Source organism: Paraburkholderia sp. IMGN_8 (assembly GCF_038050405.1).
GTDB lineage: Bacteria > Pseudomonadota > Gammaproteobacteria > Burkholderiales > Burkholderiaceae > Paraburkholderia.
This window is the reverse complement of the sequence record NZ_CP150901.1, coordinates 1,778,219-1,794,545: the sequence shown is the minus strand read 5'-3', so window position 1 is coordinate 1,794,545 and position 16,327 is coordinate 1,778,219. Positions and strand designations below refer to the sequence as shown.

Below are 16,327 nucleotides of genomic sequence, written 5' to 3'. Positions count from 1 at the left end.
CGGCAGTTGGCATGCTTCCTGCAAACCACGCTGGCCTTTCTATCCCACTTCTGACGACCCGGAGACAAACCATCATGTCCACCTCTTCCGCTACCCGCCGCGCCGCCTTCCGCGCCAAAGTCAATGAACGCCAGGGCCTGCTCGTGCCCGGCTCCTTCAACGCGATGAGCGCGCGCGTGATTGAAGACGCCGGCTTCGAAGCGCTCTACATCACGGGCGCGGGCGTCACCAACATGTCGCTGGGCCTGCCCGACCTCGGCTTCATCGGCCTCGCAGAAGTCGCCGAACACACGGCGCGGATTCGCGACGCGGTCGCGTTGCCGCTGATCGTCGACGCCGACACAGGCTTCGGCAACGCGCTGAACGTGCGCCAGACCGTGCGCGTGCTCGAGCGCAGCGGCGCCGACGTGATCCAGTTCGAGGACCAGATCATGCCGAAGAAATGCGGCCACTTCGCCGGCAAGGAAGTGGTCAGCACGAGCGAAATGGTCGGCAAGATTCGCGCGGCCGTCGATGCCCGCGAAGACGGCAATCTGCAGATCATGGCGCGCACCGATGCGGCCGCGGTGCACGGCATCGAAGATGCAATCGAGCGCGGCCATCGTTTCATCGAGGCCGGCGCCGACATTCTGTTTATCGAAGCGACCGAATCGCTCGCCGACATCGAGCGCCTGCCGGCGCTGTTCGACAAGCCGCAACTGATCAACATCGTGATTGGCGGCAAGACGCCGGTGCAATCGCGCGAAGCGCTCGCCAAGCTCGGTTACGGCATCGTGCTGTACGCGAACGCGGCGCTGCAAGGCGCAGTGCTCGGCATGCAACGCGCGCTCGGCATGCTCAGGAGCAATGGGCGCCTCGACGAAGACGCCACGCTGGTCGCGCCGTTCAGCGAACGCCAGCGGCTCGTCAACAAGCCGCTGTACGACAAGCTCGATCGCGAATACGCGGCGAAGGATTGATCGACGCGAAGAGCGAAGTGTTTCCGGCAAGCCTGCACGCGCCCGCCGGCCGCTTGCCTTACGCCTTGCAACCGCCCTCCCCGGCGGTAGCGTTCACTTTATTGCGTTAGGATTCAGGGCTAGCGGCCATGCGTGATCTTTCCCTGCCACGTCACCGTCGGCCGCGATCTCGTTGCCCGTCCACATATTGGGGATGCCGGAAACACGTTTTCGAAGGGAAGTCGCAAGAACATGAAGTCCAAACAATCTTGCAGTACGCGCCGGCACGGTGGCGGCGTCATCGAATCCACGCGCAGCGCGATGAGGACGGCGCCATGACCGGCGCCGGCGCACGTAATTCGCATGTCGGCTGGCTGCCGTATATCGTGGCTGCCACCTTCTTCATGGAGTACCTCGACACCACGGTGATCGCCACCGCGTTGCCGCAGATGGCGCATTCGTTCGGCGTCGGCCCGAACAGCCTGAGCCTCGGCATGACGGCTTACATGCTGGCGCTGGCGATTTTCATTCCGGCGAGCGGCTGGGTCGCCGACCGCTGCGGCTCGCGCACGGTGTTCTTCAGCGCGATCGGCGTTTTCACGGTGGCTTCGGTGTTGTGCGGCTTGTCGCAGAACGTGACCGAGTTCACCGCCGCACGGCTCCTGCAGGGCATCGGCGGAGCGATGATGGTGCCGGTGGGCCGCCTGATCGTGGTCCGCAGCACTGAGAAGAGCCGGATGATGCAAGCGATCTCGACCATCACCTGGCCCGCGATCGCCGCGCCGGTGATCGGACCGCCGGTGGGCGGATTCATCACGACTTATGCGTCGTGGCGCTGGATCTTTCTGCTGAATGTGCCGTTCGGTCTGGCAGCGATGGCTGTTGCGCTCGCGCTGGTGCCAAACCTGCGCGGCAGCGAACGCAAGCCGCTCGACGTGGTGGGCCTGCTGCTGAGCGCCGCGACGCTGACGGCGATCCTGTACGGCGCCGAACTGGCAAGCCAGCCTGGCGAGAATCCGTGGATTGCCGCGGCGTTTATCGCCGGCGGGTTGCTGGTTGGCGTGGTGGCGTTCCAACATGCGAAGCGGCATCCGCATCCGCTGATCGACGTATCGACGCTGAGGATCCCGACCTTCTCGGTGACCGTGGTAACCGGTTCGCTGACGCGCATCGGCATAGGCGCGGTGCCGTATCTGATGCCGCTTTTGTTCCAGATCGGCTTCGGCTTGTCCGCGTTCAAATCGGGCTTGCTGCTGCTCGCCAGTGCGCTTGGCAACCTCGGCATGAAGGCGCTGACCACACGCATCTTGCAGCGTTTTGGTTTTCGGATGGTGTCGATCGTCGACGTGACGGTGGCTGGCGTGTTCATCATCGCGTGCGGCTTGTTGACGCCGAACGTGCCGCTCGCGCTCGTGCTGTTCGTCGTCTTCATTTACGGCGTGGCGCGATCGATGCAATTCTCGACGCTTGCCACCCTTGCCTACGCCGACGTGGCACAGCCGCAGATGAGCGCGGCCAGTACCCTATGGAGCGCCGCGGCGCAGATGACGATTGGCTTGGGCATCGCCTTCGGCGCTGTATCGCTGCGCGCTGCTGCGTTCGTCAATGGCGAGACGACGGGCCGCGTTTTCACGCTCGACGACTTCCGCCTCGCGTTTCTGCTTGCTGGCGCGCTGACGCTGATATCGGTGATCGGCTACATGGGTCTTGCGCACGACGCCGGCCAAAGCATCGGCGGCGGTTCGCGCGGCGCCGAAGATCCCGCGAAGGGCTGACGGTGAAGCTAGCGAGAAGCGGCAGCGGCGCTCGCAGTGCGGAGTAGGAAGAAGACGCCGCAAGCCCATACCTGCTATCGGTGTTGTGAAGTACCGCTGCGGCGCGCGCAGCGCCGCCGGAAGTATGACTGCGTTGTCACTCACGCAAAATGTGCGAGAACACAGATTCCAGATGCTCCACTACCGTGACTGCGCGAGGGACCCGCTTAAGAATTAGCGGTTTGAGCCGCTTTCTTTGGCCTACTTTTCTTTGCGGCCGGCGCCCCGAAGGAAGTCCACTTGGTGGACAAAGAAAAGTAGGTGCCGCCCCGCACAGGGGCAACACTAACAAACCAATAACAAATCAAGGAAAGGCCAAGAAAAAAGCACAACGGCGCCTCAGCCGTAAGCCCTCTCCCGCATCCACTTCGTCATGATCCACTTATCGCCGTCGAGCACCGGCGCGCCGCCATGCAAGGTCAAGGGATCAAGCTGCCGCTGCCCATTCATATACCGAAAATACACCGCCCCTCCCTGCCTTGCCGCGACCGAGAACCCCGCTTCCGGAAAAATCGTCTCCCCGCCGTCAGCCACATCATTCAGATAGACAATCAGCGTCGCCACACGCTGCCCGCCCTGCGCGGTATGCACCGCACTGCCCGGCTGATCCGGCGGGAAATAGTCGAAATGCGGCTGGTATTCGCCGCTAATGTTGTAGTGCAGAATCTGCAACCCTTCGCCGTTCTCCACCGGCCAGTTCATCAAACTCGACACGCGCCGGTCGATTTGCTCGATGAACGCATCTTCGCCACGCTGAAACCAGATACCTTCGCTGGTCCGATTGCGAATCACGTCTTCCTTGCCGGTCTCGGGATTGACGATAGTCGAGCGTTTGAGCCGGTGACGCGAACGTTCGATCATCTCGCGGCACTCATCCGGCGACAGCACGTCGGCAAACACAATCACCTGAGGCCGCTCGCAGCGCATCAGCACCCTGACATCACGATCGTGCGCGCGGATCAGATTGCCGCGCGCGACGGGCACATCGTCGTACTGGTACGCGTGCAGCGCGGCTTTCGGCAGGGCCGCCTCGGTCGCGCCCTTCGCCAGGCTCGCCACGTTCGTGCCGAATGCCTTGTGCACCGCGGCGCTGGCCGCTTCAGCGGCGAAACCGGCTTGCACCATCGAATCGATCATCGACTCCATGCTGCAACCGCGCTCTACATTGGTACTCAGCCAGTGTTCCCAGGCTGCATCCACTACACGCATAGCATTCCCCGTTCGTCGGCGTGACGAAATACTGCATCATCTGGCCGGATCAAGGCAAGCGCAAGGCTGAGGGCGTGCCTCCGCGCTTGCCGCTCAAGCCCGGCGCTGCCTGCGTCGATAGAGGTCGAGCCCTTTTCTCGCCTGCGCCCGGATCGCGCGTTGCACGAACGGCGTCCAGCCGAGCACCGCGCCTTTGACGCCCAGGGCCTGACGAGCCCAACGCCACAGGTCGAAACTGTCGCGATGTTCGACGATGCGGCCGTCGCGAAACACGAAGCGGGCTTCGATCCGGTTGACCACCGTGCGGCCCGTCTGGCTGAACGTGTAGCGCGCTACCCAGTGGGCGCGGCCTTCGCGTTCGTCCGCTTGAACGCCGTCGAACGTCAGAGAAAAATCCTGCGCGCGCGAAACCAGCATGCGCCACATGTCGCGCGCTTCTTCACCGCGCAACTCGCCTAATGCAGGATCGCTGAAAACCACGTCGTCGGCATAACAGGCGGCCATTGCTTCGGCGTCGCGCTGTTGGAACGCGGTATAAAAACGCTCGATCAGTTCGGTGTTGGGATGGCTCATTTTTTCTGTTGTACGTTGCCCCGTGCCCGAAAAGGCCAGGCGGGATAGCGCCCGCGAGGCTTCGCGGACACGCAACACACGATAGCTGAAAACGGGCCGGCCGGGGCGGCGCCTGGCGGATCGCAACTTATCCGTTCGATGCGGCGCCACGCACCCGCGCGGCTGCGCTTTTGCCGCCCAGCAGCCATACACCGGCAGCGATCGACACGGCACTAGCGCTTGCCAGATAAAGCGCCGCGGCAAAACCGCTGGCAAAGCTCACGTGCGCGGCAGACACCAGCGTGACGCGCAGCGCTGGCGGAAGATGAGCCGTGGCTTGCGCAGTATCGCCGGCTAGTACGCGCGACATGAAACCGGCGTCCAGTGCGGCTTTCACAGCAGGCGTCAGATTGGTGCCGGCCACGAACGCGGCGTGGGTACGCGCCGCCAGTACTGCGCCGAGCACACCGACCGACGTCACGACGGCCGTAAAACGCGTCGTCGTGCTGATGCCGGACGCCATCCCGGTTCGGTTCGGCGGCACACAAGCCATGATGGCCTTCTGTGTATCGCCATTCAGAATCCCCGCACCGAGCCCCGTGACGATCATGCCGAGCGCCACCAGCGCATAGCGTGCGTCGCTGGCCACCAGTGCCGTCAGCAGATTGCCGGCCGCGATCAGCAACAACCCCGCAGCGAGCAGCGCCATGCTCGGCAGACGCCGCGCCAGCGCCGCGCCGATGTACGGCCCGACCACCATCGCCAGCGCGAACGGCAACATGCCGACGCCCGCCGCCACCGCCGACAAACCAAATGCGTTCTGCAAGTAGAGCGGCAGGAACGTCATCATCACCTGCGCGCAAGCCGCGTAACCGAACATCGCCAGCACGGCGGCGACAAAGCGTGGCTGGCGGAACAGCGTGAGATCGACCATCGCATGCGAGCGTACCCGTTGCACCTGGACGAACGCGCCGAAGAGCAGCGCGCATGCGGCCAGCCGCGCGCCGGTCGCCCAACTCGCGAGTCCGTTCGCCGGCACCTCGATCAGCGCCCAGATGCCGAGCGCCAGCGCGAGGCCGAACAGGATGCTGCCGGCGGCGTCGAGCGGGCCGGGTTCGGGATTGCGCGACTCGCGAATCGAGCGTGACGCGCACCATGCGAGCACCGCGCACACGGGCAGATTGAGCAGAAAGATCCAGCGCCAGCCGAGCCATTGCGTAATCACGCCGCCGACGAGCGGCGCCACCGTAGTCGCCAGCCCCATGCAGGTGCCCCATACGGCCCAGGCGCGCACGCGCGCGGGGCCTTGGTGAAAAGTATTCGCGATCACGGCGAGCGCCGCCGTCAACAGCATCGCGGCGCCGACGCCTTTGATCGCGCGCGCCACGTTCAGCATGGCCGCCGATGGCGCCGCTCCGCAGCCGAGCGACGCCAGAAAGAACACAGCGAGCCCAAGCAGCAGCATCCGCTTGCGGCCGACGCGGTCGGCGAGACCACCCGCGGGCAGCAGACACGACGCGAACGCGACCATGTACGCGCTGACCACCCATTCGACATCGGCGAAACTCGCGTGAAACGAGCGCGCAATCGACGGCAACGAGACGGCCACGACATTGGTGTCGAGCACGATCAGCGCGCAAGTCGCCGATGCGGTGGCTAGCACGAACGCGGCGTTGGCAGGCGCCTGCGGTGTTGCATGGGCAGGTGTGGATGACATACAGGCGGACAGAGTCAGGTCGGAGTCGGCTCATGGTAGCGGCGCCTCTATTACCTGTCATTGGCATAGAATCGCAAAATAATTAGCTTCAGCGGAAATACTAAATACCATGCGCCAACTCGAACTTCGCCATATCCACGCGCTCGTTTGCGTCGCGAAGCACTTGCACTTCTCGCGCGCCGCCGACGAATTGGGCATCGCCGCTCCCTCGCTGACCAAGCTGATCCAGGAGGCGGAGCGGCTGCTCGGCGTGCGGCTCTTTCACCGCACCAAGCGTTCGGTGGCGTTGAGCGCCGCGGGCAGTGCTTACCTGGCCGAAGCGCTCAGCGCGCTCGAACATCTCGCGCGCGGTGAAGAACGCGCGATTCTGGCCGAGCGCGGCGAACTGGGGCGGGTCGAAGTCGGCTATGTGGCGTCGGCGGCGTACGCGGGCGTGTTGCAACGGGCAGTCGGTGGATTTCGCCAAGTGCATCCGGGCGTCGACATCTCGATTCGCGAGGTGCCGATGGACGGTGTCGCCACAATGCTGAGCGACGGTCTGCTCGATGCAGCCTACGTGCGCCCGCCGATGCCGCTCGCCGACGGCATTCAGGCGACGACCGTGCATCGCGACATGTTCGTCCTCGCGCTGCCGGACGATTGCGCGCTGGCCGCCTCGCCGAGCATCAAGCCGTCGCAACTGCGCGACCAATGTTTCGTGCTGCCGGAACAGGAAGCCGGCACCTTCGAAGTCGCGCGCCGCGGGCGTTTTTCGCCGCGGCTCGGGCCACGCCCGGGCACACTCGCCGCGGTGCTGGCTTGCGTCTCGTTGGGCGGCAATGTGGCGGTCGTGCCGCATACGCTCGCCGGCTGCATCGCGTTGCCGGGCGTCGTGTACCGGAACATCGCCGGCAAGCCAATCCCTTCGGAAATTGCGCTTGCCTATCGAAAGTTCGAACGGACTCCGGCTGTGCGTGCGTTCCTCGAGTTCGCCCGGAACGGGTGACGCCGCACTATGCCCGCCTAACACTCGCACCGTTATTCGTTATATCCTCTCGAATATCACGGTAGGCTTCGTGATGTGCAGCGGCTAACCCGCCGCCAGTGCATGATGAAGCGGAACACGCGAGCGGGAGCCAGCAGAAGTGCGCAGTCGATCCACATTGTCCGACCCGAGGGGAAGCCTCGAGCGCTTCCCGAATGAGCTTTCGTCGACCATCGTCGCGGTGAAGCCGGCGTCCGACCGTGGCCGCGCCGACCTGATCAGCGACGTTGTCGATGCATTCAGACGTCTTTACGGCAGTGTGTTGCGCTTCGTGCTGATGCTGACCGACGACCAGGTGAACTTCGCCTCGGTCGGCACCTCGGGTTCGCATTCGTTGAACCAGCTGCTGTCGATCCTTGCGGAACAGGCCCAGGCAGCGGCGTTCGTCCGTCTGCGAGAGCTGAAGGCGGCGATCGAAGAAGCGCGTTCAGCCGAGCAGCTTCGCGACGCGATTTTTTCCGATGCGTTCAGCAACGACCTTGCTGCGTTACGCAAAGTAGTGGCGGAACTCGAACGGCTCGATGCCGCCTTTATCGGCCTTTGCGTGGGACACGTTCTGGAGCAGCACGCGCGTGAGGCCAGCGAAAGAAGCATGGCCGTCGCAAAGCGCACCGGCCGCCGAAACGCCTCGCCGCGCCAAACGCACGCCGAGCCAAGCCTCGTCCGTTCAAACGACTAACGCGCCAATGCCACCCATGAACGCTATTTTTTTCGCATCGCTATATCCCGTCGAATACATCGATAACGACCGTTGCGTCGTGAGTATGCCCAAAACATGCGGCCAACCAGCCTGACACCGGAACCCGATTCGAGGTCAACATGCACACGCCCCCCTTTCGTCTCGCCCAGACTTCTCGCTTCAAACTGTCCAGCGACGAGCTTGACGGCAGTCGCATTCGCGCGGCGGATCCATGCTGCATGCCGGCCGAAGTGTCGCTCCCGAACGCCACGCGGCGCGCGCGACTGACCGAACTTGACAGCCATCTGCATTGTTCGATCATCGGCACGTGTCTCAGCACGCATGAACTTCGCAAGCTGGTGCCCAGATTCACTGGGCTCGACCGTCAGCACGCGAGCGATCTCGAGATTCATCACGCGGCCGTCGAACTTGCGATCGAGGGTGGCCCGGGCGCCAAGGCGCTGCATAAGTTGCTGGACGAGCACTATGCGGCGGCGATTCGCCGCTTCGACAAAGCCGCCGACGACGAGGCCTTGCTGAAACTATGGGACGAAGCGCTGAAAAGCGGCGACATTCCGCCGGCTTACTGGGCCTTGATGACGCATCCGTATGCGACTTTGTACGTGCGTGAGAAAGCATTCGGTGAACTGCACATGTTGTCGCATCTGGTCGGCGCGGCCAATCGCGCGGACATTCGCCGGTTGGTCGCCCTCGAAGCAGAAAATGCCGCGCTGAAAGAGAAAATCGAGCGGCAGCAGAGCCGCTTGCAGGCGCTCAGCATGCAGCACGACGCGTCGCTCAGCGCTTTGACCGAGCAGATCGCCCAGCTCACAGCGTTGGCCACCCGCCAGACGCCGACCGACGCCGCCGATCTCGAAGCCGACTTGCAAAGACTGCGCGACAAGCTGGTCGAAGCCGATCAGAGGGTGGCGCTGCATACCAGCCGCCGCGAGACCGCGGAACAGCGCCTGCTCCAGGAGCAAGGTGCCGCAGAAGTGTTGCGCAAGAGCCGCGATCAGACGCTGGCGCTTCTCAAGCTGGTGCAGGGCGAATGCGATGCGCTGGAACGCGCGACCGTAGACGCGGCGCATGCCATACACGGAACGGGCACCCGCCGCGCCAGCCTCGATAGCGTGCGGGGCAAAAGGATTGTGTATGTCGGCGGCAGGCCGGGTTCGAATGCCGCGCTCAAGCGGCTGGTGGAAGCGGCCGGCGGTGATTTCGTGGTGCACGACGGCGGCGTGGAAGACCGCAAAGGCCTGCTTGCCGCGGCGCTGCCTGGGGCCGACATCGTCGTGTTTCCGGTCGACTGCATCGATCACGATTCGATGAATATGCTCAAACGCGTTTGCGAGCGCCATCGGCTCGGCTATCACCCGTTGCGCACGGCCAGCGTGGCAAGCTTCGTCGAATTGATGGCGCGCCTGCATCCCGAGCATCTTGCCCAGCTCAACAATCCGACGCCTTCAGCGTTCTGTCTGCGCCACGGTTGAGCCCCAAAACGGGCGCAGGCCGGTACAAGCGGGCACAAGCCGCTCAGGAGCGGATTAGCCTGGTCAATTCGGCGATCTGTTTGGCGCAGCTTCGTTGCGCCTGCACTTCCACGTCGCGATAAAGGCGAATGATGTTTTCGCCGACGGCCGTCAGCGTGCAGCCGCCGCCGCTTTGACCGCCCTGTTCCGAGTGCGTGGCGGGCGCTTTGAGCGAGCGGTTCAGTTCGTCGATCAGCAGCCAGGCGCGCCGGTACGACATGCCGAGACTGCGCGCCGCAGCCGAGATTGAACCGTGTTCGCGCACGGCTTCGAGCAATTCGACTTTGCCGGGCCCGAGCGCAACGGCGTCGCCGCTGCGGATGCGCATTCTGAAGCGCACTTCGGGGCGCGTTTTCGCGGGTCGTGGTTTGGTTTTCGCGATGTCAGCCATGCGCGAAAGCATACACGAACAGCCTCGCGCCGCCATCCTGGCTGAACGGACGTTATTGACGGTCCCCGAAGCAATATCCGTAGTCTTCGCACCCCGGGCAACCTGGTGCGGGACCAGGCGGCAAGCCAAGCGAAAGCGCGCGTTGCTGAGCAAGGAATTTCTTCCAGCGCAGGTCGGCGATATTCAACACGACCAAGGTGGGGAAATAACGCGTCAGCATCCACGTGACTTCTTCGCGGCCGGTCAGGCCGAGATCGCGCCAGAGGTGGTCCGGCCGCAAGCATGCATGGGCGATGATCGAGGCAAGGCAGCTAGCGTCGTCCGCATGGACTGCGGCGCTGGTATGGGTGAGCAGCAGCGCGTTCAGCGTGTCGACGAAGTACGCGTGCGCGCTGCTATTGACGGCAAGCGGCAATGCCGGCGCGGCGACGTGTACGAAATGCCGCGCCAGCAGCGCACGCCACGCCGGCGTCTGCAAGCCGAGCAGCGCGAGTTCGTTGCGCACATCGCGCGCGGCGACCAGTTTGGCGAAAAGCTGGGTGTCGGCCGACGCGGTGTCCGTGGCTGCCGCCAGCCACTCATCCGTACGCGCGGCCACCTTCGCGTCGAACGGCGAAGGCGGTTCGGCGCCAGGTGCGGGGACAGCCGCCAGGCGTGAAAGCGGATCGTCAGGCATAGAAGCAACCCGGAGGTAAGCAGCGAACCATATTACGCCAGCCGCCCGGATCGCTTACGTCGAAGCCCGCAGCACGTGCGCTTCGATTCGCGCGAGGCGTTTGACGTGGCGCGGCGCAGGCAAGATGTCCGCGCCGGAAAACAGGATCGGCGCGCCGTCTTCGGCGTCGAGCGCGCGGCCGCCGCATTCGTAAGCGACAAGCACGTGTTCGCCGACTGGCGTGTTGAACAGTTCATGCCACGAGAATGTCACGACATAGCCATCGTGCCCCACCGCCACGAACACCGTGCGCTTGAACTCACCGGGCACGTCGTTCGGCAGACCCGCGTCCGTTAGCAAGGTCGTCAAACGCACGCCGCGATACGGCTCGACGCTACGGATAAAACAATCCGTCGTGTAGCAACGCAAATCGAACGGTTTGGCCACTACGCTTTCGTAGCGCTTGAGCTGTGCCAGATCCAAAGACAGCGAGCGCTGCAACCGCCCGCTCAGGACGAGCGCGCCTTCGGCGGGAGGCGCGGTAATCACATCGACGCTGTGCATAGGCGGTTATCTCCAGCATTGATACCTGACCGGCTTGTTCATTCGTTATGTCCGTTCGTATATTACGCTGCGATGATAGCCCGCGGTACGAAACGGCATCGATACGCAATATATCGCCGGACATATCGGCTGCAAAAAACAACGTCATCGAGGCCGCTCAGGAGGCAGGCAGCGTCGGCGGCACAAGTTACGTGCGGATCTTCCCGCTCAATTGATTGCGCGGACTGACAACACAATGCGATGACGTCGTAATATAGCGCTCTTAATAACGCATCGGGGTTATCGCATGATCCGCAAGCTGCTCGCATCTCTCGCGGTTGTCACCGGCGTGGTGACGGCTGCACCCGCCTTCGCGCAAGACAACACGGTCAACGTGCTGTACGCCGGCTCGCTCGTCAATCTGATGGAGCGCAGCGTCGGCCCGGCCTTCGAGAAAGCCACCGGCCAGCAGTTCCGCGGCTATGCGGCGGGCTCGAATAAGATCGCCAACGAGATCAAGGGCAAGCTGCGGCGCGGCGACGTGTTCATCAGCGCGAGCCCGAAGGTGAACGGCAGCCTGATGGGTGAAGCGAACGGCGATCACGTCACGTGGTACGTGAACTTCGCCGAGTCGCCGCTGATGATCGGCTATAACCCGCGAAGCAAATTCGCCGCGGACTTCAAGAGCAAGCGCTGGGATCAGGTCTTGCAGGAGCCGGGCATCCGCGTCGGCCGCACCGATCCGAAGCTCGATCCGAAGGGCGCGTTCACCGTCGAGATGGTGACCAAAGCGAGTGAGCTCTACCATCAGCCCGACCTCGTCGAGAAAACGCTCGGCGCGGCGGAAAATCCCGCGCAGGTTTTGCCCGAGGAAACCTTGGTTGGCCGCCTGCAATCCGGCCAGCTCGACGCCGGCTTCTTCTACTCGACTGAGACCTCCGACCTGAAGATTCCGGCGATCCGCCCGGCGCCCGAATTGCAGGCCAAGGCCAGCTACACGCTGACGATTCTCAGCGACGCGCCGAACCATGCGGGCGCGAGCAGCTTCGTCGACTTTCTGCTGAGCGCACAGGGCCGCGCGCTGTTGAAGCAGCACGGCGTGGACGTCAGCAAGCCCACCGTGAGCGGCAACGTGCAAGCGATGCCGCTCACGGTGCAGGCCGTGATCGACGCCGCACAGTAACGCGGTGAAACGTACCGCCGCGCGACCGCTGCTGTGGCTGGCGGCGCTCCTTGCCGTCTATCTGTGCGCGCCGTTCATCGCGAGCGTGCCGCAACTCGGTGCCGCTGATTGGGCGAATGTCGATTGGCGCGCAACGTGGTCGGCAGTCGGCGTGTCTGCGGCGAGCGCAAGTGTGGCGTCGCTCGTGATTCTGCTGGGCGGCGTGCCGCTCGGTTATTTTCTGGCGCGCTCGAAAGCGCGCAAGGTGGCGCTGCTCGGTTTCGTCGTGCAATTGCCGCTGGCGCTGCCGCCCCTCACGAGCGGCGTGCTCCTGCTGTTTCTGCTCGGACCGTACAGCTGGGTCGGCCGTTTCACGGGCGGCGTGCTGACGGATTCGTTCACCGGCATCGTGCTCGCTGAAATCTTCGTGGCCGCGCCGTTTCTCATCATCGCCGCGAAATCGGCATTCGCGGCCGTCGACCCGGTGCTCGACGATGTCGCGGCGACGCTCGGCCACCATGCCGGCAGCCGTTTCTTCCGGGTCATGCTGCCGGTAGCGTGGCCGGCGATTCGCGCCGGACTCGCGCTCGCGTGGTTGCGTGCGTTCGGCGAATTCGGCGCGACCGTGATGGTTGCATACCACCCGTATTCGTTGCCGGTCTACACCTATGTGGTGTTCGGCGGCCAGGGTTTGCCGGCGATGATGCCCTTGCTGCTGCCGACGCTCGCGATTGCAATCGTCTGCGCGGCGCTGTCGATTTACAGCGGCAGGTATGTTGCCGCGATCGAACAACCCGAAAACGGCGACGACCCGTTGGAACCCAGCGCGAATCCAACCGCGAGCCGCGCCGAGACAGCCGATCTGCGCCTCGCCTTCCAGTTACGACGGCAATTGGGTCCATTCGATCTCGACATAGCGTGGGCGCCTGCCACGCGAAGCCTTGCGATCATCGGGCCGTCCGGCTCCGGCAAATCGTTGGCATTGCGTCTGATTGCCGGGCTCGAATCTAACGCATCGAGTGCTGTGCAACTCGGCGCGACCGACTTGAGCACGCTGCCGCCCGAGCGTCGTCAGATCGGCTACATGCCGCAAGACTACGGGTTGTTTCCGCACATGACGGTGGCGCAGCAATTGGCGTTTCCCGTCGATGCCGATGCGGCCAGCGCGCGGTACTGGCTCGACCATCTGGGCCTTGCGCAACTGCTTGCGCGCTTGCCGCATCAACTGTCGTTCGGTCAGCGGCAGCGGGTGGCGCTTGCGCGGGCGCTGACACGTCATAGCGAGTTACTGCTGTTCGACGAACCGTTCGCTGCGCTTGATACGCCGCGGCGGCGGCGGTTGCAGCAGTCGTTGCGGGCGTTGCAGCGCGAGATTGCCGCGGTGACGATTATTGTCACGCATGATCCCGATGAAGCTGCACTGCTCGCGGATGAAGTGTTGGTGGTTGAACAGGGGCGCGTGCTGCAGGCGGGTTTTATCGATTCCGTTTTTGAGCGGCCGGCTTCGATGCGAGTGGCTGAATTGCTTGGTTTGCACAATGTCGGCGAAGGGGTGGTTACGGCGCCGGGGCGGGTCGATATCGGCAATGGTTTGGTAATCGCGACTAGCGATCGTGGGTTTGCGTTTGCTGCTGGGCAGCGGGTGATGTGGCGGGTTTCTTCTCATTCGATTGTTATCTCGCCCGATGGGGGTTATTCCGGGTTGGTCGACACCGTCGAGCTGCGGCGCGGCGAGCGGTATGTTCGCGTGAATATCGCGGGTTTGCGGTTTGATATTCCAAGTGAAGATGCTCGCTTGCGCGAGGGGGCTGAGTGTCGGGTTGGGATTTTTGCCGACGGCGTTCTGGTTTGGGATTGAGGTTTGTTTTTGCCTTTGGCGGTGGCATTCTTCTGTGTGCCTACGGCGGTGGGCTTTGCTTTCGTTTTTGTCTACGCAACGCTTATGTCTGTGTGCCTGCGGCGTTGGCCTTTCCTTGTTTTGTTATTGGTTTATTAGCTTTCCCCCCGTGCTGTTTGCCTGCTCGGCGCTTTTTGGCTGTGTGCCTACAGCGTTGGTCTTTCCTTGATTTGTTAGTGGTCTATTAGCGTCGCCCCTGTGCGGGGCAGGCACTTACTTTCTTTGCCGCCGCAAAGAAAGTAAGCAAAGAAAGCGGCTTCACACCGCTAGCTCTTAAGCGGGTCCCCTGGCTTGGAGGAGGTAGTGGAGCATCTGGAATCGGTGTTCTCGCGCACTCCGCGTGAGTGACAAGGCAGTCCTACTTCCGGCGGCGCTGCGCGCGCCGTAGCGGTACTTCCCAACCCCGATGGGGCATGTGTGCCTTCGGCATCATCCTTCCCGCCTCGCACTGCGTGCTCGCCGGGACAGTCTGCAAGGGAAACCAGTGACTTCGTTTGCGCGCGGTGGGGGCCATCGGCTTCGCCTCGGCGAGGCGCCCAAGTGTGCGAGTACGAGCTACCACTCCGAATGAGACGCTAGCGCCTCGGCAAGGCATGGGGGGCTTGAGGGCGAGCGGCGAGCCACCGCAGGCACCGAAAAAGTGCCGAACGAAACGCAGCCGCGAGCTACGCTAACGCAGCAAACACAAGCCGTAACACCTGAGCAACCGCAGGCACAAAGAGCACCCGATGGTTTTATGAAGTACCGCCACGGCGCGCGCAGCGCCGCCGGAAGTATGACTGCCTTGTCACCAGCGCCGAATGTGCGAGGGCACCGATTCCAGATGCTCCACTACCTCCTCCAAGCCAGGGGACCCGCTTAAGAATTAGCGGGGTGAAGCCGCTTTCTTTGCTTACTTTCTTTGCGGCGGTGTATAGACCGGGGACATAGCTGACAGGTGTGCGGGGACATGGTTGACACTTCCGGGTATTAAAACGCCCGGTCCCGACCATGCCCTGGAACGCAAGAGACACCATGAGCCTCCGACAGGAATTTGTTCATCTGGCCAGTCAGGACACCCTGACGATCACCGAGTTGTGCCAGCGCTTCAACATCAGCCGGCAGACCGGCTACAAATGGCTTAAGCGTGGCGAGAACGCGCTGTCAGATCAATCACGGCGCCCAGCCACCAGCCCCTTGAAGACTCCCGCTGCCATGGAGCAGGAAGTGGTGCGGCTGCGCCAGGCCCATCCGCGCTGGGGCGGGCGCAAGATCAGTCGGCGCCTGCAGGATCTGGGCTTTGAGGCGGTGCCGCAGCCCAGCACCGTGACCGACATCCTGCACCGGCATAACCTGATCCTGCCGACCGATTCAGCAATGAGCGAACCGTGGAAGCGCTTTGAACACGAGCAGCCCAACGTACTCTGGCAGATGGATTTCAAGGGTCACTTCGATACCCTCCAGAAGCAGCGTTGCAGCCCCCTGACGGTGCTGGACGACCACTCGCGTTTCAGCATCCTGCTGCGTGCCTGCGGGCCGACGGACACCTCGACCGTGCAGGCGGGATTACGTGAGGCGTTTGGGCACTACGGCCTGCCGTTGCGCATCAACACCGATAACGGCTCGCCGTGGGGTTCGCCCAGCAGTCCGGGGCAGCTTACCGAGCTGGCCGTCTGGCTGATCCGGCTGGGTATCCGTATCAGCTACAGCCGGCCGTATCACCCGCAGACCAATGGCAAGGATGAGCGGTTTCACCGTACGTTGAAGGCTGAAGTGCTGAACGGACGAAGCTTCGCTACGCAGGAGCACGTGCAACAGGAACTGGACCGCTGGCGCACCGTGTATAACTGCGAACGTCCGCACGAGGCGATTGGCATGGACACGCCGGTCAGCCGTTACAAGCCCAGCCCCCGGGCGTATCCATCGATCCTGCAGGAGCCTGAATACGGCCCGGACGACGTGGTGCTACGAGTCAGGTCAGATGGCCAGCTACGCTTTAAGGGACGGAAACTTAAGGTCTCGAACGCACTTTATGGACTGCCGGTTGCGGCACGCGCAAAGGTGGGCGAAGACGGCGTATTTGAATTCTGGTTTGCACATCACCGCATCCTCACCCTTGACCTGAGGAGCGAGAATCACTGACCATAAAGTGTCAACGATGTCTCCGCACGTTTGTCAATCATGTCCCCGGTCTATACACGGCGGCAAAGAAAGTAAGTGCCTGCCCCGCACAGG

General features: G+C 63.2%; 14 protein-coding genes. 8 read left to right on the top strand and 6 right to left on the bottom strand.

Annotation, left to right across the window (positions count from 1 at the left end; translation table 11 throughout):
• The first annotated feature begins 74 nt into the window (after nt 1-74).
• Nucleotides 75-959, top strand: a complete 885-nt coding sequence (locus tag WN982_RS29270; protein ID WP_341319054.1) for an oxaloacetate decarboxylase — start codon at nt 75-77, stop codon at nt 957-959.
• A gap of 314 nt (nt 960-1,273) precedes the next feature.
• Nucleotides 1,274-2,713: an MFS transporter gene (locus WN982_RS29265; RefSeq protein ID WP_341319053.1), complete on the top strand. Its 1,440-nt coding sequence runs from the start codon at nt 1,274-1,276 to the stop codon at nt 2,711-2,713.
• Nucleotides 2,714-3,091: 378 nt separating this feature from the next.
• Here WN982_RS29265 and WN982_RS29260 read toward each other — a convergent pair whose 3' ends face one another.
• The 3 genes from WN982_RS29260 to WN982_RS29250 form a co-directional block, all read right to left on the bottom strand.
• Nucleotides 3,092-3,961: a 2OG-Fe(II) oxygenase gene (locus WN982_RS29260; RefSeq protein ID WP_341319052.1), complete on the bottom strand. Its 870-nt coding sequence runs from the start codon at nt 3,959-3,961 to the stop codon at nt 3,092-3,094.
• Between the two features lie 93 nt (nt 3,962-4,054).
• Complete coding sequence (locus WN982_RS29255) at nt 4,055-4,534, bottom strand: nuclear transport factor 2 family protein (RefSeq protein ID WP_341319051.1); 480 nt, start codon at nt 4,532-4,534, stop codon at nt 4,055-4,057.
• A gap of 127 nt (nt 4,535-4,661) precedes the next feature.
• The gene (locus WN982_RS29250) at nt 4,662-6,230 is read right to left on the bottom strand and encodes an MFS transporter (protein ID WP_341319050.1); all 1,569 of its coding nucleotides are present in this window, start codon (nt 6,228-6,230) and stop codon (nt 4,662-4,664) included.
• Nucleotides 6,231-6,339: 109 nt separating this feature from the next.
• Between WN982_RS29250 and WN982_RS29245 the strand changes: the two genes are divergently transcribed.
• The 3 genes from WN982_RS29245 to WN982_RS29235 all read left to right on the top strand — a co-directional run bounded on the left by WN982_RS29245 (nt 6,340) and on the right by WN982_RS29235 (nt 9,426).
• Nucleotides 6,340-7,215, top strand: coding sequence for a LysR family transcriptional regulator (locus WN982_RS29245; RefSeq protein ID WP_341319049.1), 876 nt, complete (start codon nt 6,340-6,342; stop codon nt 7,213-7,215).
• Nucleotides 7,216-7,372: 157 nt separating this feature from the next.
• Entirely contained in the window at nt 7,373-7,933 is a 561-nt protein-coding gene (locus WN982_RS29240) for a hypothetical protein (protein ID WP_341319048.1), read from the top strand.
• Nucleotides 7,934-8,073: 140 nt separating this feature from the next.
• Entirely contained in the window at nt 8,074-9,426 is a 1,353-nt protein-coding gene (locus tag WN982_RS29235) for a DUF2325 domain-containing protein (protein ID WP_341319047.1), read from the top strand.
• Nucleotides 9,427-9,469: 43 nt separating this feature from the next.
• Here the strand turns inward: WN982_RS29235 and WN982_RS29230 are convergent, their stop codons facing one another.
• From WN982_RS29230 to WN982_RS29220, 3 genes are all read right to left on the bottom strand, one after another.
• Nucleotides 9,470-9,793 carry a LysR family transcriptional regulator gene (locus WN982_RS29230; protein WP_341319457.1) on the bottom strand — a complete coding sequence of 108 codons (324 nt, stop codon included), beginning with the start codon at nt 9,791-9,793 and terminating at the stop codon, nt 9,470-9,472.
• Between the two features lie 115 nt (nt 9,794-9,908).
• Entirely contained in the window at nt 9,909-10,532 is a 624-nt protein-coding gene (locus tag WN982_RS29225) for a nitrogen fixation protein NifQ (RefSeq protein ID WP_341319046.1), read from the bottom strand.
• 54 nt (nt 10,533-10,586) lie between these two features.
• Nucleotides 10,587-11,075 carry a molybdopterin-dependent oxidoreductase gene (locus tag WN982_RS29220; RefSeq protein ID WP_341319045.1) on the bottom strand — a complete coding sequence of 163 codons (489 nt, stop codon included), beginning with the start codon at nt 11,073-11,075 and terminating at the stop codon, nt 10,587-10,589.
• Nucleotides 11,076-11,361: 286 nt separating this feature from the next.
• Between WN982_RS29220 and WN982_RS29215 the strand changes: the two genes are divergently transcribed.
• The 3 genes from WN982_RS29215 to WN982_RS29205 all read left to right on the top strand — a co-directional run bounded on the left by WN982_RS29215 (nt 11,362) and on the right by WN982_RS29205 (nt 16,234).
• A complete protein-coding gene (locus WN982_RS29215; RefSeq protein WP_341319044.1) occupies nt 11,362-12,237 on the top strand; it encodes an extracellular solute-binding protein in 876 nt (291 codons plus the stop codon).
• A gap of 4 nt (nt 12,238-12,241) precedes the next feature.
• Nucleotides 12,242-14,074: an ATP-binding cassette domain-containing protein gene (locus WN982_RS29210; protein WP_341319043.1), complete on the top strand. Its 1,833-nt coding sequence runs from the start codon at nt 12,242-12,244 to the stop codon at nt 14,072-14,074.
• A 1,029-nt stretch (nt 14,075-15,103) separates the two neighbouring features.
• The gene (locus WN982_RS29205; RefSeq protein WP_341313135.1) at nt 15,104-16,234 is read left to right on the top strand and encodes an IS481 family transposase; all 1,131 of its coding nucleotides are present in this window, start codon (nt 15,104-15,106) and stop codon (nt 16,232-16,234) included.
• Nucleotides 16,235-16,327 lie beyond the last annotated feature (93 nt).